The following is an 18003-nucleotide window of genomic DNA, read 5'->3' on the forward strand; positions in this document are numbered from 1 at the left end:
CTTTATTGCCTCCTCTATTGGGATGGCCCCTTCAGCACATAAGTCGACATACAACTCACTGAATATGACCATAAATGGAATAAAGTCTCTTCTTATATAGAAACACGTTAACCCCATTAAGAAACGCCTGTCCACAAAAGATACAAAAAAAAGCTTACGCCACTGTGGCGCAAGCCAGCCGGTTTATCCGCGTACACGCTCTGAATACAAACGATTGTAGCGTTCAAAGCCTACATAACGCGTTCCCTTGAAAGAGAGTCGGCCTTCATCTCCCTCGGCGCACAAGCCGTACTCATCACCATTCACTTTGAATTCGAGACGATCCCCGCTCTCCACTTCAAAAGTGATGTAATACAGCGTACGGGCTGTGCTTCCTGGTTCAGAGTGCGACTGACTCATCTGCATCCTCCTGCTGGTAATCCGTGAAGGTACGGTTAGCAGCGGCTCCGAGTTGTTCCGCCCCCATCTCCATACTTCTTTCCCAACCGACAAGAGAACAATACCTATAATCAGGACAAATACTACCGGAAAGACGGTTCCAAAAAAATCAAACATCCAGGATGATTCAATGCCCATGTCTCTCCCCTCCGTTCATCAAACCTAGGACAGCCGGAGTCTTGACCCGTCTCCTGTAATATATATGCGCATGAACAGGGAACTTGTTATCGGGATTGAAATTGAATGGGATCTGTGAATTGAGCCCCGGCCAGTTCCGAAGAATACTTGCAAAGTTAAGATAATTGAAATGTATTATTTCCCAGCAAAACTTTTACGTTCTCGATTCCTCTTGTTTTCCAAATGGATAATAGAAATTTAGAGAAACCATAAGCATCTAACCTCCCTCATTGTTATCTTTGTGTCAATTTTATCACCAGACTGAAAGTCCTGTTCTAGTATCATTTTCATCCGTTATATATTCTAGAGATTCAAACCCATGTTTCTTTATATGGTGATATAAGTCCTCTATATTCTCAAGGTCTCTGCAATAAACCGTTATATGTACGCTGTCAATCACTAGAAGAACAAGCTGACAATTACTTAAAACATATTCTTCATAAGATGTTACATCTATTATATTTGCTCCTTTTGGATATGCCTTTAAATCCGCAAATATTAAGTAGTACTTGTTATTTTCAATGATTTTTTTAAGTTCTTCTCCATTCATTCCAATTACCCTGTCAGGAAAGAGACTCTCTCCTAAGTGATTATCATCAACAAAGTACGATTCTTCTCCACCTATAAACCAGTTGAAGTTAGCTACATCAATTGGTGTTAATATTTCTCCAAGAAAACTTCCATATGAATTTGGAATTTCAAAACTTATGCCTCTAATCATTTAATCACCATCCTTTGCTGATCGTTTCTCATTCACAATGTTCAAGCGGCTTAAGACACGTAATGCCGGGTGTCAGTTGAATGTGTCCGGTGAAATTGCTCCTCCGAAATGCCTCTTCCGGACCAAGGGTCGGGCCGTTTTAAATGGTTTTATTTATTTGGGTGCTTCACTTACCGTTCCGTGTTCACGACGCGACCCAGCCATAGATAGCTCCTATCTTAGGCTGGGTCGCGTGTAGTCTGAGCGTATTCTTTGAAATAACTTCATCCGTTTTTTTGAACGATCTTTACCCGTTAGCGTAATCTACTTTAGGTGACACGGTCATCTTATCGTCTGGTAAACGAGACCTATGGCTCCAGAATCAAAGGTCTTGTTTTCGATAAGTTTAAGATTGATCTTCTCCTTGAGACCTTGGAATAACGGCAACCCGCTGCCGATCAGGACAGGAGAAACCGTAATTTTATACTCATCTATTAAATCAAGCTGCATAAGGTAGTGTGCGAACCTAGGACTGCCGAGAATGACCATATCCTTGCCTGGCTGCTGTTTGAGGTTCTTGATCTCTTCCTCGACATCTTCTTTCACCAGTCTGGAATTGTTCCATTCGACTTTCTCCAGCGTCGTGGAAAAAATGATTTTGGCTGTCTTTTCGATCCACTCGGCATGATTCCGTTCATGCTGCGAAGCTGATGGGTTCGAAGGCACCGATGGCCAGTAACTGTGCATCATCTGATAAGTCCCACGTCCCCAAATGACCGTGTCGGCAGTACTCAGAATTTCTTTCGCATGTTTCTCTAAATCAGCATCGTAGGAAACCCAGCCAATGTCCATTTCACCGTTCGGCCCTTCTACAAAACCGTCAAGCGATGCGTGCAGAAATAGAACGAGTTTTCTCATTTTCAGTTCTCCTTTGTTCATGAAGGATATCTACATCTTACATTAACTACATTTTAGCATAATTTAACTTGGGTTGTTTCATATGGAGTGCTAATCCCAAATGAAATATTCTACTAATCCACAAAAAAATACTTCCATTATATTATCCCCAAACGCCCTTATATGCGAACTTCGAATGTAGTACAACTCAAGTACTGTGTTTATTTAACATACCAAAAAAAGAAAACGCCTCCTTTTGGAGTCGTTCCCTGATGATCTAACTTCAATATTCAGAATACTGCATACTTTACATTCTTCCTATAAGTCTAAGCGTACATCAGGTCCATGAACCCGCGTGTTACTTCTCCACCCTCAACCTGCTCCGTCTCGTTAGCCTGTGCATGTTTGGCCATGCAAGCTTTGACCTCTTCCTCGGTTGTACAACGGTTGGCATCGTCACATGTATAGCATAATTGAAGCATGTATCTGGTTAACTCGTCCGCCTGCGTGAATTGAGCTTGTTCATTCGTTCTCATGTTCATCACTCCCATCTCTTCTTGAATTCAATATAACATCTTTTGAAGTGATTTATTGTGATTTATTTCACAAACTCGTTCAAAAGAAAAGAAACCCGCAGGTTCCTCTTCTTAGGCTCTTCAATTCCACTGCATTATAGTACTTTCCAGTGCACCCCGCCGTCTACGGTTTGCAGTAAGAGTGATCGTTTGGCATCCGTATTTTCAACCAAAATCCAGCCTAGCTTCGAGGAAACCATCTGAAGCTTAACGATTTCCGGGTAGTCTTTATGAATGCTTTCCAACACTTTACTCACAGGAAGTGCCTTCCATGTTTTACCGGCATCCTTGGTATAATAGGTTTTTCCTTTTTGCATGGCCCAACCTTCTAAAGGGTTCAGGAATGAAGGAGCCAGATTACGATTAATGCCCGTTTGTTTGTTCAGACTGAACGTTGACAGAGTCCAGTTCTGTCCACCATTTGTTGTAAAGAAGCCATTAAATTTCGTGCTTTCTCCTTGGGAACATGACATGGACATCCAGGCTCCCTGAGCCTCTCTTCCAAAAAATTGTGGCGAGCTGATATTAAAATTGCCACATCCGTTAAATTTGTTTCGGTCAAAGAAAGACGGTCCCGACTTCCAATGTTCACCGCCATCCGTTGTGACATACAGTTTCGGTGTACCGAACTCCAGCGCTGTCAGGAACCCGTGGTGTGAATCGGAAAAGGTCAGACCTGTAGTATATCCCCGTGTCGGGATCTCCGCCGTGGCCGACTTGCCCTCCACATCACTCGAGGACATCTCATTCCAGGTAATGCCACCATCCTCGGTCAGATACAATTTCTTATCCTGTTTGCCAATGGATGTATCGGCCGTGGTCAGTATCCAACCTTTCTCAGGAGATACGAATGTAATGGCGGTCACCTTATCGGTCTTCGACAAAGAAGACAAGCTCCAACTCACTCCCCCGTTGTTCGTGCGGAGGACCATCGTATCCGTCCCGCCCATCCCTTCACGAACGATCCATCCATGTGTACTATCTACAAAATAAATGCTTTGTCCGTATTGCGGATTCGCCGGGAACTGTACATTCTCCGATGGAGAAATGTTGGTCCAAGTGCTTCCCTGATCCTGAGTGTAATACAGACGCAAGGCGTTTCGCGTCACTCCCCAGGCTAATCCACCATTCCCATTAAGCAGCTGAAAATCGGTTAACCGGGTCTGAATTTGATATTTGGCAGTATCTGCAGATTGTGTACTGTTTGCGGGGGGAACCACTGTTAATGTCTGGCCCACATTCCCGCTATCTTCTTGCTCCTGCGGCGGCTTTGCTACCGGTGTCGGTCCTGAATCCGTACAAGCTGCCAGCAAAGCGGCTATACCGATAGACAGCAATGCTGTCTGCGCGATTTTGATCCATTGCGAACGCAAGTGGTTTCCACCTCTCTCATCCAATAAGCAGGCGCGCATGCCTGTCCATTCAAGTTTTATTTACGATTCATCTGAATCCACTGCTCCTATTCTAACACAAACCATGTCGAAAAGGCTCCTCTCCACCCTGGAAGCAGGAAGCGATCTGCTTGCAACGTTTATTTCTTCTATGAATCAAAACCCTGTTTTCGACGAAATATTCCGCAAATAGACAGGGGATGTGAAAAAGTTTATAGACTTCGCTCGCTTTTCGGACACGTATCCCTTAATATGGATGGAAGTATACCCCAAAAAGGAGAGGATATGAAAATGGTAAACAGTGCAGCGCTCAAACCAAGTCGTGTCGTTATAGTAGGCATGGGTGCGGTAGGAACAACAACGGGATACACGCTGATGTTAAGACAGCGTTCGTCCGAGTTGGTATTTGTGGATGTGAATCATGATAAGGCTACCGGCGAAATGCTGGATATGAACCACGGTCTTCCATTTACCGGAGGCGTGAAAGTATGGGCAGGCGATTATTCGGACTGCAAGGACGCAGATATCATCATCATTACGGCGGGTGCTTCCCAGAAACCTGGTGAGACTCGAATTGATCTGTTGAAGAAAAATGCAAGCATTTTCAAAGAAATCATTGAACGTATTACTGAGGTTAATTCTCATGGTATTCTGTTGATTGCTACGAATCCAGTAGATATTTTGTCCTATACCTCATGGAAACAAAGCGGCTGGCCGGCTTCCCGTGTCATTGGTTCAGGTACTTTACTGGATAGTGCGCGTTTCCGCTATCTTATTGGTAAAAACAAAGGTATTGATCCACGCAGCATTCACGCTCATATTATCGGGGAGCATGGTGATTCAGAAGTACCGGTATGGAGTCTTGCGAACGTAGCAGGTACGGATCTGGAGCTGGATGAAGAAACGCAGCAGGATATCTTTAACCGGACCAAAAACGCAGCTTATGAGATTATTAATGCCAAAGGAGCCACTTCCTATGCAATTGCGCTTGCATTGGACCGCATCGTGGCTGCCATTCTGGGTAACGAAGGTTCCGTATTGAACGTATCCACATTGCTGGAAGATTACAATGGCGTATCGGATGTATATCTGGGTGTTCCATGTGTAGTCGATCGCAACGGCGTACGCGAGATTCTGCCGCTTCCTTTGAATGAGACGGAGAAAGTTGCTTTCCAGGCATCTGCGAACAAATTGAAGGAACAAATTGCCGGACTGGAGTAAATCCCCAAACGTTTAAAGGATACACCTTTACACCTTATTTCTTAACATCTTTTATCAAAATTGCACAACCAAAGAGCCACATGTTTCTTCTTTAAAGAAGATGCACGTGGCTCTTTTGTCCTATTATAAATAGGATGAGCGATATTCTTAAAGACATACATTAGGATTAGATATATATAAGATTCTGTTTTTGGTTTACATAATAAATATTCTGTATCATCAATGTCGACTCTATTCTCACAAATCCTGTTTTTGATGGAGTCAACCTTAACATTGGCCAAAATTAACGTTCCCATCATACTTCAGCCACAAACGCGGGAAGTTTGACATCCAACAGGGCCATTGCTTCCTCCTTCTCCCGGCTGGTTACATGAGTGTATACCGTCGTGGTTTGAATGGAAGAGTGACCCAGCAGTTCCTGAACGGTTCGCAAATCCGCTCCACGTCTGAGCATCATGGTGGCAAATGAGTGGCGCAGCTTATGGCTGGAATAATTCAAACGCTGATTGGACGGCGACTCCCGCTGAAAGCGTTCAAAGGTTTCGGTTGATATGAGCTGGATGCTGCGAATCGATAAACGCTTTCCTTTTTGTGAGACGAATAATGCTTCTTCCTTCGCCCGCCACGGAGACAAGCGTTCCTGGATCGCCTGGGACAACAGTTCAGCAACGGTCTCCGGTACAGGCAGTGTACGCCATTTTCGGCCTTTGCCGAATACGTCCAGTGTACGCCGTTCCGCATTATAATCTTTGCAGTTCAAGGCATGCACCTCTCCAACCCGCAATCCCATGTACCCCATTAGCAGAAAAACAGCCAGATTGCGTGTTCGGTATTTGCCCTCGACGGATTGTAAAAATCGTTCCAGACCGCTTTCGTCCAGGAAGACGGGGGCACGGTTTTGTTCGGTTTTGGATTTCTTGATCCCAAATGCCGGATTATTCGTCAACAATTCAAGTTCAATCAGTGATTTGTAAAAACAGTTTACCGCTGCATGTTTCCGATTTCGCGTTGCATCACTGACCCCGCGTTCCCGGGCTCGGGACAGGAAGGATAACACATGAAGTTTTTTGACCTGATCCAGTGACTTTCCTTGAATAGAGATGAGAAATTCTGCAACGTCACCCGTGTATGATTTCACCGTATGTCCTGTGTAACCGGCATCCTTCATCCATATGTGAAAAGCTTCAAGCTCATCGGCGTATTGCTCCTGAATCTCCTCGGTCATCATCTGTATTCGTCACCACGATTCTATTTATTATTAGTCAACGACCACAACGTCGATTAGTGGAATAATTGCCTCAGGACGGCCCTCACTGCGAGTAAGTACAAAGGAAGGCAGCGGATTCTCGTGCAGCCCATTCACCGATTCACAGATCTGAACATACAGGTCCATGCGTAGCGTCTCCCCTTCACCTACAACATTAATGACGGGCCATTCTTTCTCCGTACAGGCAGGCCAGTTCGCTAACTCGTTCACTGGCAAAATGCTTAATTGTTTACTTTCCGCATTCACGCGATATAGACCGGTTGTCAGGGGTTTATCTCCCAGCTTGTCCACCGAAAGTTTCAGACCGGAAGTTTCATCAGGTGCCGAATAGATCGAATAACACCATGGGCTCAACCCCCATGCCATCGCCATTAGCCCTTCATCCAGCAAGGTATCCGACAGGTCGCCCTCACCGAATCGTTCGATCAGATTATGGTTTCCGGGTCCGATCAACGCTTCGACACGTTTGGCCATGCGAGGCAAATCAGCGAGAATAAAGCCGCCACTACCATAGGAGTCAAACACATGATTCTCCCGTGTCCACACCGCTTCGGGTTCTGTGTTCCTCTGCACAGCATCGGCTGGAAACAGACAGATGGCTACAGTTACGACCTGAGCATATTTTACCATCGCATGCTGCTCGGGCTCCAGCGGCCCCTCTGCGATCCGGGGTGTTTTAATATGCAAGGAAATCCGCAGTTCGTACTCCCCTTCTGCAAAATTTGCCCAATGCAATTGAATGGACTGGTCTATTCCTTCTATGGGAGCAAGGGTAAATGTACTCTCTGGTCGCAAATTCACTGTATATTGTACAAAACCAAACTCCTCACCATATAAGATTGTTGCATTTTTTCGATGCAGTGGTGCATTCATCTGTTGCGCCACAACCGATACTTTTCGCCCATCCTTCAAGCGACGCTCTGGATCGATATCCAGTTGAACAACTTGGGTGTCCTCTGGATTAGAAATGATTACTTTTGTCTCGGCAAGCACGGTTGAATCAGCTAATGCAAAGCCAAAATGCGAATGTACGTGATCTGGATTCGTATGTAATGGTGTGTTCATGATACATCCCCTCTCCTATGTCTGATGCCATGTCACACCCCCAAATATATTTCATATTTGATCTGACCGCAACCCCGGTTCCGATCACAAGGACTGACGCATCCCTTATTACATACCCATTTACCGCCTAAACTAACTCGTTTTGCGCAGATCAAGAGATCTGTTTCCATAAAAAAAGCCCTCACCGCTTCGCCTTGGCGAATCACGATATGGGCAAATTCATCTTACTTCACCATTTCACTTGATTTACGATCAATCCGATCGATATCGATTCTTCGTTAACCCTGAAATAACCCGAAGAAGCGAAGCTAAAAAGGTTGTTCTTTCATCAGAGTACCCGTTAAATACTCATTATTTGAACTTCTATATATACTGTTATTTCCCCTTCGTTCTGAAGCTGTTCGACATGTGTCGTGCTGGATTCAGATGACTGTGATGACGACCATAGGCAAAATAAATGACTAAACCTATAATCAACCAGCCAAAGAACGTAATCCAGGTTAACGCGGCAAGCCGTGTCATGAGATACATGCAGCCAACGGCACTGAGTATAGGAATCCATGGAACGAAAGGCACTCGGAAGCCCCTTTTCAGTTCCGGGTTATTTTTACGTAATACGATAATCCCCAGACTCACAACCGCGAAAGCAAACAATGTCCCGATGTTAGTTAATTCCGCCAGATGGCCGAGTGAAATAAACCCTGAGAATAGAGCTATGATGATCCCTGCCACCCAAGTCCCTATAGCCGGTGTTTGGCGTTTGCCACTGACCTTGGAGAATACCGGGGACAGCAGTCCATCCCGTGACATGGAATAGAGCAGACGTGTCTGACCATACATCATGACAAGCAACACCGTAGTAATGCCAGTAATCGCCCCGAGCGAAACAATCCAGGACAATCCTTTCAACTGCACAAATTCAAACGCAAAGGCAACCGGATCACTCACATTTAGCATGTGATAAGGCACAATGCCTGTCAGGATCAACGATACGACGATGTATAGAACGGTGCAGATCACAAGGGACGCAATAATTCCGATCGGTAAGTCCCGTTGTGGTCGCTTTACTTCTTCCGCAGCCGTAGAGACGGCATCAAATCCAATGTAAGCAAAAAATACCGTTGCCGCTCCAGCGGTTACACCCGAGATCCCAAACGGAAGGAACGGTTGCCAGTTAGCTGGCTGCACATAGAACACACCTACACCAACAAAGATCAGCACCACGATAATTTTAATCGCTACCATGATTCCGTTTGCACGCGCAGCCTCTTTTACCCCTCGAGTAAGCAGGAACGTTATGATTAACGTAATGACCGCTGCGGTGATGTCAAAATAGGTTCCCTTTTCAGGACTAAATGCACTAGTGAGCACATGTGGCAGTTCCAATCCGAATCCTGACAATAACGTTTGAAAATATCCCGACCAGCCACTGGCAACCGCCGCACTTGCAAATCCATACTCCAGGATAAGATCCCACCCCAGAATCCAGGCAATGACTTCACCAAAAGCAGTGTAGCTATACGTATACGCACTTCCTGATGCAGGAACGCTGGATGCAAATTCGGAGTAACATAATGCAGCGAAGGCACAGATTATACCTGCCAGCAGAAAAGACAGTACCAATCCTGGACCTGCATATGTGGCAGCAGCAACGCCTGTTAGGACAAAGATCCCCGTACCGATGATTGCCCCTACACCGAGAGTCATGAGGTCAAGTGGACCCAGCACTCTTTTCAGCATGCTGCTTTCATTGCCTCCAGTATCAATCGGCTTTTTTCTGAACACTGAAGTTCGTTCCTGGTTTTGGTTCATACCCAATTTCCTCTCGTATTGAAAATGATAACGATCTGACGCTTTGCTTCAATGGATCATTTGGTTCATCTGTTCTATGAAAAAGTCGTTTGTTCTATCTTAACGAACATCTATAAAAAACTATTGATTTCTACACGTTGTCGCGTTGCTTGATTAAATTTATTTCGTGTGATGGTTTATTTTGTACTTTTCGGACGAAAAATATCATGATCTGTTGGACAGGGCCCCATATGAAAATGGATTTAAAACAAAACTGCGTATAATTTATATTATGCGCAGTTTTTTAATGGTCTTTTTCCGGACTTAAATATCATATTTTCGTTGTTACATGCACTTCTTGAAATAAGGGACCTTTTCGCCTTTTTTCGCTGTCTGTTCCTTGCTAATTCTGTCTTATTCCTCGGTAAAAGGGCATATTAAAGGGCCGCATATCCTTATGCGGCCCTTCATCCATTAAAACGATATGAATCTATGAAACTGAAACGAATCCCATCCATTTCATTATTCTTTATTAACACTTATGAAAATATAATTCGCTCCGCATCCGACATCCGATACTGGGATAGTAGATATTCCTTGCTTTCCAACGCTTTACGACGGACCTCGTTCAGATCGACATGCAGCAGCTTGCCTGCACGCTTCACTGGCCGACCGGCTACAAATACTGTATCCACATTCGACGGATTGGCAAATTGAACGACGGCTCCAACCGGATCATGTACCGGGAACAAGTTAAGATCGGTGGTACGAATCATGATCAGATCTGCCTCTTTACCGGGCGCAAGTGAGCCAATCTTCCGCTCAAGCCCCAGAGCCTGTGCCCCAGCTGACGTTGCAAATCTCAGAACCTGGCTGGACTGCAAGTTCAGCTCCCCCGGCATTTCACCCTCTCGCAAGAGCTGTTCATTCATTCTGGAACGCTCTGCCTGAAGTGCGAATTTCATCTGGGAGAACATATCCCCGCCTGTTGATGTTACAACGTCGACTCCAAGCGTTGGGGTTCCCCCATGTTCAAGAAAATAACCCGTTGCGGGATATCCATGCCCCATCATCATCTCCACTTCCGGTGTGACAGACAGTGAGGCACCGCTATCGGCCAACATTTTATACTCATCCGTTTCCATCGTGTTTCCGTGGACTATATTCAGACCGGGGCTCAGTAAACCAGCCACATACAATTTACTCACCGAACGATCAACAGATCCCCAGCTGCCAAATCCAACATGCATTGAACATATCGCATCCAGCTCCTGAGCCAGCTGAATTTCCTTCACCGTGGTATCCCAATGGCTGAACTCCGGACCACGAATGGCAAGACCGAACGTAAGTAACTGATCCTGTGAGGAGAAATACTGTTCCTTGACCCTTCTCACATCATTCGAGTAGGTTAGCTGGCTTTCTCTGTTCCAGTAGGGTGTCTCCCCCGGTACGCCATGAGCGAAAACCGACCGAATACCCGCATCCTGAAGTCCACGAATCAGTTCATCTGTGTGCTCTGGGGAATACGGCATACTCCAGTCAAGTACCGTGGTCACTCCAGCATTAAGCGCTTCCAAAGAACCCAGCAAATTGGCGATATAGCTGTCTTGTGGCCGGAGTTTGCTTCCCATCGCCCCATAGTAGAGATTTTGCAGATAGACCGGCAGTGACCAGTTGGTTCCCGCTGTTTTGACAAGCGACTCCCACATATGCCGGTGGGTGTCGACGAATCCAGGGAGTATGATCATCTCTGATGCATCTATCACTTCCGCTTCCGTACAACTCAGGTCGGGCTGGATGGCAGTAATAAGAGAATCCTCAATTAGAACGTCCGCCCTCTTATACTGCCCCACTGACGAATCCATAGACAATACACAACCATTTTTCAGTAGATAACTTGTCCTCACAAGACACATCTCCAATCATTGTTTTTTGTTGGATATACGCTTGAATCCCGGATGTTGATCTCTGGCTGAATGACTAACTGAAATATTTTAAGTACATATACATTATATAGAAACTAATGGAAATATTCAATTTCTGGAGTTGAATATTTCCATTCAAGTATTTTTCTTGTTTCGCGTACAGAAAAACTTACTTTCTCGTCAACTTCTTACTACTTCTGCTGATCCACCTTCTTTTTCGCCCGAAACCTTCTAACTTTCATTAAATTGCCGCACATCTTATCATCACAATATTTCTGGGTGCGACTGCGCGTATCATCATAGAAAATCCAGCGACAATCCTTATTATCACAGATCCGAATTCTTCCCCCATCCCCTTCAACCACGGTGATGGCAAAATCAGCTGCGACCTCTGCCATGACCTGCTGCCAATGAGTTTCTACAGGAATTAGCAAAAGTTCGAGTCCTTCACCTGCAGAGTTCAGTCTTCGGATCACCTGACCTTCAGCCATCTTGCCGTTAAGCCATTTTTGATCTTTGTCCGTTAAAGATTCTCCGGCAGATAAACGAGTCGCAAGCGCCTGCAATTCATTTCTGAAAATTCTCATGACACCCTCTTCTTCAGGAGATGCGGGTATAGATGCGCTCATTTTCCATTGTTCCAGAAAACGTTGCTGCCACTCTTTTTTGCCAAGCCTGTCCTCCGAACGATCCCCACCACGCCAGTCATGATAATCACTATTCACAAAATCAGTCCATAGTCTATCCATACGTACCTCCACTAAAATGTAACCATTTAAACGAAGAAAGATAGTTACAACCAATCGAATTTGGGTTATATTAATTGTAACCACATTCAAGCACTTTAGCTAGTTACTACGAAATTCATTTTAGGGAGGAAAATCAATGACTACAACGGCAAAAGATCTATTGCTCATTCAGAAGGATGACACCTGGGATCAATGTAATTGGATTGTGCCTTTATCCAAGGCGCTCGAAGGACTAACTGCTGAACAAGCAGCCTGGGTTCCATCATCCGGTGGATTAAGTATCTGGCAGTTGGTTAACCATATGTACTATTATAATCAACGCTTGTTGAATCGCATTCAGGGTGTAACCCCCTCCGGTACACCTGCCGAAAACAATGATTCCACCTTCGGTGATTCCGGGGACCCTTCCGATATCAGAGGCTGGAGAAAACTTATGCAAGACACAACTCAATTAGCAGGGCAGCTCCGAGATCAGCTTGCTACATTACAAGAATCCGATCTCGAAGCTCCTTACATGAACTCCGATGAAAAATGGTCACATGCACTTGCCCGCTGGGTCCTTCACGATGCCTATCATGCTGGCCAGATTGTACTGCTGCGTAGGCAACAGGGAAGTTGGAATATTATATTCTAAAAAAACACTTGAACTGCTAGCGCTTACAGGAATAAGATGAACTTATTAATGTTACAGCTTGTTCAATACACTATATAATTGAATAGGATCTTCGGGGTAGGGTGCAATTCCCGACCGGCGGTGATGTTCTTATAGAACCAGCCCGCGACTCGCTGTTTGAACAGACTTTGGATATTCAGCGACTGACTTGGTGTGACTCCAAGGCCGACGGTACAGTCCGGATGAGAGAAGATCAACACATTGGCATGCCTTTACGGGAAGTCTTATTTCCTTACGACATGTCCATGATTGAGCCCCCGTTTATTTGGTGTATACCAAAACGGGGGCTTTTGTCGATTTTGCCAACTGAAGATTCCGTGTTCTGACGAAGGAGTCCTGAATATGGAAAAGACCCAATCTGCATCAACAATTTATCGTAAGGAACGAAGTAATACCGGATTTTGGCTGGTTGTTCTCGGCGCTGCCCTTTGGGGTGTAGATCCGTTATTCCGCATTATTTTGCTCAAAACGATGACATCCACTCAGATTGTGCTTGTGGAACATATCATTGTCAGCCTGGTGGCGATTCCCGTGCTGTGGAAGTTTCGGGCCGATCTGAAAAACCTGCGTGCCCGCCACTGGATTGCCGTGATTTTTATCTCCTGGGGTGGATCAGCGCTCGCCACGGTATTATTCACACTTGCGCTCACACATAATGATCCCAACACCGTTTTATTGTTGCAAAAGATGCAGCCACTATTTGCGATTGTTCTGGCAAAGCTGCTGTTAAAGGAAACATTACCACGTCGCTTTGGCGGACTGTTTATCATTGCACTTGCAGGAACATATCTACTGACATTCGGATTCACCCTTCCCCTTGGGAACTGGGACAACTGGGTTCATGCAGGCAGTCTGCTCTCGCTGGGCGCTGCTGCCTTATGGGGAGGTTCAACTGTTATGGGCAGGCTGATGCTGGGACAAACCCGTTATGAAACGGTCACCTCCCTGCGCTTTGTCGTAGCCTTGCCACTGCTGATCTTTATGACATGGAACGAGGGCGCTGCATGGACCTTCCCTTCCGGAACAGGCGAACAGGCTGCTGTGGCACTCAATATTCTGGGCCAGGCATTGTTGCCAGGGTTACTGAGTCTTCTGTTATATTATAAAGGGCTTTCTTCCACCAAAGCCTCTGTTGCCACGCTCGCGGAACTTAGCTTCCCGATGGCTGGGGTGCTGGTTAACTGGATTGCTTTCCGTACATTGATTACCTGGGAGCAGTTGGTTGGATTCATTCTCATCTGGGTTGCGCTGTTCGCCATCTCCAAACAGCAGGAACGCTCATCGACTCCGGCTGACGCCGCACCAAAGCTTCGTACAGATTGAATGCATCATATTTGCAACGTAAATATAGAGTAAAAGCTAAAGACAAAAGCACCGGTTGTCCGAATGGATGAACGGTGCTTTTCGATATATGAGTATAAGAACTTATCTCAGATTCCTTTTTTCTGTATGCTTTTATCAACTGCAATGGTACGATGAGATATGGATAATATAGATAAATTATATTCAGAGAGGAACGATCATCATGTCTTCATTTTCATATACTTCCTACGATGCCGTAGGTTTGGCAGAACTGATTCGATCCCGGGAGGTTTCCCCCGTTGAATTACTGGAAGCGGCGTTTGTACGCATGGAAGAAGTAAATCCTCAGGTTAATGCGGTGGTACGTACATATGAGACACGAGCACGTCGGGAAGCAGGGCTTGTTCGTCCGGGGGAACAACCATTCGCCGGCGTCCCCCTGCTCTTAAAAGATATTTCTCAATCCCTGGAGGGAGAAATCCTGACTTCAGGCTCCCAACTGTTCAGCAAGCATCGCGCAATCCGCAATTCGAATTATGTCACTAGACTCCGTGAAGCAGGATTTATCATCATAGGGCACACCAATACACCAGAGTTTGGCTTAAAAAATATTACCGAACCCCGCCTGCATGGCCCAAGTCGGAATCCCTGGAATATCCATCACTCACCTGGTGGTTCAAGCGGGGGTGCCGCTGCCGCTGTAGCTTCAGGCATTGTTCCTCTTGCCGGAGCCAGTGACGGCGGCGGTTCGATCCGCATTCCCGCTTCCTTCAGTGGGTTGTTTGGACTAAAGCCCACCCGTGGGCGCACACCCGTGGGCCCCGGTGTTGGCCGTCAATGGCAGGGGGCATCTATTGACTTTGCCCTATCCCGTTCTGTTCGGGACAGTGCTGCGCTGCTTGATACGCTGCAAGTCATTCAGGCTGAGGCAGCGTTTCATACTCCTCTTTTCCCAGGGAGTTACCTTGCTGATATGAACTATCCACATCAACGTAAACTGAAGATTGCATATACGACAGATTCACCTGTAGACACACCTGTTAGTGAAGAAGCCAAAGAAGCCGTCTACAAGCTTATTCGCTGGCTGGAAGAACAAGGTCATCACGTTGAAGAAATGCTTAGTCCGGTCAACGGAGTCAAGCTGATGGAGAACTATTACATGATGAATAGCGGCGAAATGGCTGCGATGATTTCTTCCATGGAACGATCCATGGGCAGAGTGCTAACATCGGATGACATGGAGATTGAATCCTGGGTTCTGGCTGAAGCCGGCAAAAAAGTATCTGCTGCGGAATTCGTACACAGTCTCGCCGAATGGGATGTTGCTGCAGCTCAGATGTCTACATTGTTTGAGCGATATGATTTCTTTGTGACACCCGTTAATGCTTTTCCTGCGCCCAAGGTCGGAGAATTGACGCCTCATGACGAACAGATTCAGAACCTGATGCGCATCAGCGAATTGAACAAAAACGAGCAGCAGCAATTAATATACGAGATGTTTGAGCCCAGTCTCACGTATACACCGTTCACTCAACTCGCCAATCTCACAGGACAACCTGCTATGAGTGTACCACTTCATACCACTGCAGAAGGCTTGCCCATGGGGGTTCAAGTGATGGCGACCAAAGGACGTGAAGATTGGCTGCTCCATCTGGCTGGCCAGCTTGAAGCCTCAGAACTCTGGATCGGAATGAACGGAAATCCGTTGTTTCCAGCATAAATACTCAATACGCCGCCCTATCTCGCCAGCAGACCTGTTCTGCTGGCTTGTTTTATTTTAAATCGTTGAAAGGGAAAGATCTCAGCGAAAGTTTACATAATAATTATGACGTTAATTTTAACATTAAGATTCCTTTACGCTTTTTTATCCTATGTATAAGATCTTGGCATATAGGGGATCATAAGTCGGTGAAAAATCAACCTAATGGAGGGAAATCAATCATGGGTATTCTAAGCGGTAATCCCAAAAATGAGCCTATGCATTATGGAGAAATCTATAGTGTGTGGCAATGTTCCATGGTAGCCAAAGGCGCTGTATCTTGTTACCAAGCCTTCACGAACCATGCTGGAGACAAAGACTTGAAAAAAATTCTGGATGACCTGCTCGATCAGGCCAAACTCGAAATTAAAGAATGCGATGCGCTATTAACCGAGAATGGCATCGCTCCTGCTCCAACGCTTCCGGAAAGACCTCCTGTTAAGTTGGAAGATATTCCGGCAGGCGCAAGATTCACGGATCCAGAGATTGCTGCAATAGTGGCAGCAGATACATCGTTGGGTCTGGTTGCTGCAAGCCAAACGATGGGTCAATCAATCAGAGAAGATATCGGTGCTCTGTTCGCCAAATATCATGCAACCAAAACGGCTTTAGGGCTCCGAATTCTTCAATTGACCAAAGAAAAAGGCTGGCTTATTCCCCCACCGCTGCAAGTTAAAAGACCGGATTCGGAGTAACTAAAATCTGGCGACCTAACTCATTTTGTAGTGAATTTATGAGACCAAGAAGAAGAATCGTCGATTCTTCTTCTTGGTCTTTTTTGTTTATTCTTCTGTTTAATTTCCTATGATCAGGTTAACTAATTTTGAATTTAATAGACATTCATATGGAGGGATTTACATGTTTCGACATCAGAAAGAGTTGCAATTTGAAGTCAAAGTAGATCGTCCTGATCCCATGTTTGCACGTCAGGTTCAAGAAGTGTTGGGAGGACAATTTGGCGAAATGACAGTCATGATGCAGTACCTTTTTCAAGGATTCAATTGTCGAGGTGAGGAAAAATATAAGGATATGCTCATGGATATTGGCACCGAAGAAATTGGACATGTCGAGATGCTCTGCTCATTAATTAGCCAGTTACTCGATGGTGCAACACCTGCCGAACAGCAAAAAGCTGCTGAAGATCCTGTGACAGCTGCCATTATGGGTGGTATTAATCCGCAACATCTGCTGGTCAGTGGTCTTGGTGGTTTACCTACCAACTCAAACGGTGTTCCGTGGAATGGAGCCTATATCGTGGCAAGCGGTAATTTGCTTGCAGACATGCGCTCTAACCTTCATGCCGAAAGTCAGGGCCGCCTTCAGGTAGCCAGACTGTACCATATGACAACCGATGAGGGCGTTCGGGCAACTTTCCGTAAGATGTTGGCACGCGTCCGCTATCACCAGTATCAATGGATGGCAGCCATTCAGGAACTGGAGGAAAAGAACGGAGTTGTTGTTCCTGCTTCCTTCCCTCCTGAGGCAGAGCAAGAATCTCAGCCACAGGCATATGAGTTCTGGAATTTGTCCGAGGGAACTGAATCCAGTGAAGGGTTATGGGCGACAGGAAGTGCTCCTGATGGAACCGGAGACTATGTTTACATCTCCAATCCTGTCCCAAAGGGACAGATTCATGAACCTGTTATCCCTGCCACAGAACTTCACCATGATCTGGATGGGAAATCGAGCGATAAATAGTTCAGTAGCGTATTTTTGGAGAAGTCAGATACGGCTTGAAATTGCTGGATGAGATGTGACAACTAAATTGGTTATCAAAAAACGACTCAGTGTCTGAATGAGTCGTTTTTTGATTCACTACTATGTGAGTAATACATACTCATGTGGGACTCTTTATGAACCAGCCTCTGGCCTTCATTTCCTTTTAGGAATCTCCACACTGCTTTTTGCAACCGCTTCCTATGTGTCCTATGTGTCCTATGTGTCCTATAAATGCACTCTGAAGAATTTTGTTCATGTTCTGGCTTGGAATTTACGGCTCTGTTCTGGCTAAAGCTGTGAATGATTTTCCTATGAACCAATTGTTGATTTATAGCGGTGCAATCATTTTTGGCT

Annotated in this window: 16 protein-coding genes, 1 pseudogene and 1 riboswitch; of the genes and pseudogenes, 7 read left to right on the top strand and 10 right to left on the bottom strand. The window is 45.6% G+C overall.

What is annotated here, in order from left to right; genetic code table 11:
- Positions 1 to 183: 183 nt before the first annotated feature.
- The 5 genes from ACFTRD_RS15805 to ACFTRD_RS15825 form a co-directional block, all read right to left on the bottom strand.
- On the bottom strand, positions 184 to 576 hold the full coding sequence (locus tag ACFTRD_RS15805) for a DUF2500 domain-containing protein (RefSeq protein ID WP_062319566.1): 393 nt from the start codon (positions 574 to 576) through the stop codon (positions 184 to 186).
- A 292-nt stretch (positions 577 to 868) separates the two neighbouring features.
- Positions 869 to 1336 (bottom strand): DUF2691 family protein, encoded by a 468-nt coding sequence (locus ACFTRD_RS15810; protein ID WP_379381697.1) that lies wholly within the window; start codon positions 1334 to 1336, stop codon positions 869 to 871.
- Positions 1337 to 1657: 321 nt separating this feature from the next.
- Positions 1658 to 2233: a dihydrofolate reductase family protein gene (locus tag ACFTRD_RS15815; RefSeq protein ID WP_379381699.1), complete on the bottom strand. Its 576-nt coding sequence runs from the start codon at positions 2231 to 2233 to the stop codon at positions 1658 to 1660.
- A gap of 305 nt (positions 2234 to 2538) precedes the next feature.
- A complete protein-coding gene (locus ACFTRD_RS15820) occupies positions 2539 to 2748 on the bottom strand; it encodes a hypothetical protein (protein ID WP_192267324.1) in 210 nt (69 codons plus the stop codon).
- A gap of 134 nt (positions 2749 to 2882) precedes the next feature.
- Positions 2883 to 4160 carry a WD40/YVTN/BNR-like repeat-containing protein gene (locus ACFTRD_RS15825; RefSeq protein ID WP_379381701.1) on the bottom strand — a complete coding sequence of 426 codons (1278 nt, stop codon included), beginning with the start codon at positions 4158 to 4160 and terminating at the stop codon, positions 2883 to 2885.
- A 309-nt stretch (positions 4161 to 4469) separates the two neighbouring features.
- Here ACFTRD_RS15825 and ACFTRD_RS15830 point away from each other — a divergent pair, with 309 nt between their 5' ends.
- Complete coding sequence (locus ACFTRD_RS15830; protein ID WP_379383071.1) at positions 4470 to 5399, top strand: L-lactate dehydrogenase; 930 nt, start codon at positions 4470 to 4472, stop codon at positions 5397 to 5399.
- A gap of 295 nt (positions 5400 to 5694) precedes the next feature.
- On the opposite strand, the gene ACFTRD_RS15835 is transcribed toward ACFTRD_RS15830, so the two are convergent.
- The 5 genes from ACFTRD_RS15835 to ACFTRD_RS15855 all read right to left on the bottom strand — a co-directional run bounded on the left by ACFTRD_RS15835 (position 5695) and on the right by ACFTRD_RS15855 (position 12196).
- Entirely contained in the window at positions 5695 to 6627 is a 933-nt protein-coding gene (locus ACFTRD_RS15835) for a tyrosine-type recombinase/integrase (protein WP_192267322.1), read from the bottom strand.
- A 30-nt stretch (positions 6628 to 6657) separates the two neighbouring features.
- Positions 6658 to 7731, bottom strand: a complete 1074-nt coding sequence (locus tag ACFTRD_RS15840) for a hypothetical protein (protein WP_379381703.1) — start codon at positions 7729 to 7731, stop codon at positions 6658 to 6660.
- Between the two features lie 375 nt (positions 7732 to 8106).
- Positions 8107 to 9543, bottom strand: a complete 1437-nt coding sequence (bcaP, locus tag ACFTRD_RS15845) for a branched-chain amino acid transporter BcaP (RefSeq protein WP_379381705.1) — start codon at positions 9541 to 9543, stop codon at positions 8107 to 8109.
- 518 nt (positions 9544 to 10061) lie between these two features.
- Positions 10062 to 11429 carry an amidohydrolase family protein gene (locus tag ACFTRD_RS15850; RefSeq protein WP_379381707.1) on the bottom strand — a complete coding sequence of 456 codons (1368 nt, stop codon included), beginning with the start codon at positions 11427 to 11429 and terminating at the stop codon, positions 10062 to 10064.
- Positions 11430 to 11638: 209 nt separating this feature from the next.
- Positions 11639 to 12196 carry a CGNR zinc finger domain-containing protein gene (locus ACFTRD_RS15855; protein WP_379381709.1) on the bottom strand — a complete coding sequence of 186 codons (558 nt, stop codon included), beginning with the start codon at positions 12194 to 12196 and terminating at the stop codon, positions 11639 to 11641.
- Between the two features lie 136 nt (positions 12197 to 12332).
- On the opposite strand from ACFTRD_RS15855, the gene ACFTRD_RS15860 reads away from it, so the two are divergent.
- The 6 genes and pseudogenes from ACFTRD_RS15860 to ACFTRD_RS15885 form a co-directional block, all read left to right on the top strand.
- Positions 12333 to 12830, top strand: a complete 498-nt coding sequence (locus ACFTRD_RS15860) for a DinB family protein (protein ID WP_379381711.1) — start codon at positions 12333 to 12335, stop codon at positions 12828 to 12830.
- 83 nt (positions 12831 to 12913) lie between these two features.
- Positions 12914 to 13067, top strand: a riboswitch (FMN riboswitch).
- Between the two features lie 144 nt (positions 13068 to 13211).
- Entirely contained in the window at positions 13212 to 14192 is a 981-nt protein-coding gene (locus tag ACFTRD_RS15865) for a DMT family transporter (RefSeq protein WP_192267316.1), read from the top strand.
- Positions 14193 to 14394: 202 nt separating this feature from the next.
- Positions 14395 to 15891: an amidase gene (locus ACFTRD_RS15870; protein ID WP_379381713.1), complete on the top strand. Its 1497-nt coding sequence runs from the start codon at positions 14395 to 14397 to the stop codon at positions 15889 to 15891.
- Between the two features lie 221 nt (positions 15892 to 16112).
- Positions 16113 to 16625 (top strand): DUF3231 family protein, encoded by a 513-nt coding sequence (locus tag ACFTRD_RS15875; protein ID WP_379383073.1) that lies wholly within the window; start codon positions 16113 to 16115, stop codon positions 16623 to 16625.
- Positions 16626 to 16788: 163 nt separating this feature from the next.
- Positions 16789 to 17628, top strand: a complete 840-nt coding sequence (locus ACFTRD_RS15880; RefSeq protein WP_379381715.1) for a manganese catalase — start codon at positions 16789 to 16791, stop codon at positions 17626 to 17628.
- 275 nt (positions 17629 to 17903) lie between these two features.
- A pseudogene (locus ACFTRD_RS15885) lies at positions 17904 to 18002 on the top strand (LysE family transporter); the annotation flags it as partial.
- Position 18003: the final 1 nt, after the last annotated feature.

Origin of the sequence: Paenibacillus sp. NPDC056933 (assembly GCF_042674385.1) — a bacterium.
Classification (GTDB): Bacteria; Bacillota; Bacilli; order Paenibacillales; family Paenibacillaceae; genus Paenibacillus.

Coding starts and splice junctions, on each gene's coding strand:
- ACFTRD_RS15815 (WP_379381699.1), bottom strand. CDS start 2,233: ATGAGAAAACTCGTTCTATTTCTGCACGCATCGCTTGACGGTTTTGTA.
- ACFTRD_RS15870 (WP_379381713.1), top strand. CDS start 14,395: ATGTCTTCATTTTCATATACTTCCTACGATGCCGTAGGTTTGGCAGAA.
- ACFTRD_RS15820 (WP_192267324.1), bottom strand. CDS start 2,748: ATGAGAACGAATGAACAAGCTCAATTCACGCAGGCGGACGAGTTAACC.
- ACFTRD_RS15830 (WP_379383071.1), top strand. CDS start 4,470: ATGGTAAACAGTGCAGCGCTCAAACCAAGTCGTGTCGTTATAGTAGGC.
- ACFTRD_RS15865 (WP_192267316.1), top strand. CDS start 13,212: ATGGAAAAGACCCAATCTGCATCAACAATTTATCGTAAGGAACGAAGT.
- bcaP (WP_379381705.1), bottom strand. CDS start 9,543: ATGAACCAAAACCAGGAACGAACTTCAGTGTTCAGAAAAAAGCCGATT.
- ACFTRD_RS15805 (WP_062319566.1), bottom strand. CDS start 576: ATGGGCATTGAATCATCCTGGATGTTTGATTTTTTTGGAACCGTCTTT.
- ACFTRD_RS15875 (WP_379383073.1), top strand. CDS start 16,113: ATGGGTATTCTAAGCGGTAATCCCAAAAATGAGCCTATGCATTATGGA.
- ACFTRD_RS15855 (WP_379381709.1), bottom strand. CDS start 12,196: ATGGATAGACTATGGACTGATTTTGTGAATAGTGATTATCATGACTGG.
- ACFTRD_RS15840 (WP_379381703.1), bottom strand. CDS start 7,731: ATGAACACACCATTACATACGAATCCAGATCACGTACATTCGCATTTT.
- ACFTRD_RS15835 (WP_192267322.1), bottom strand. CDS start 6,627: ATGATGACCGAGGAGATTCAGGAGCAATACGCCGATGAGCTTGAAGCT.
- ACFTRD_RS15810 (WP_379381697.1), bottom strand. CDS start 1,336: ATGATTAGAGGCATAAGTTTTGAAATTCCAAATTCATATGGAAGTTTT.
- ACFTRD_RS15880 (WP_379381715.1), top strand. CDS start 16,789: ATGTTTCGACATCAGAAAGAGTTGCAATTTGAAGTCAAAGTAGATCGT.
- ACFTRD_RS15860 (WP_379381711.1), top strand. CDS start 12,333: ATGACTACAACGGCAAAAGATCTATTGCTCATTCAGAAGGATGACACC.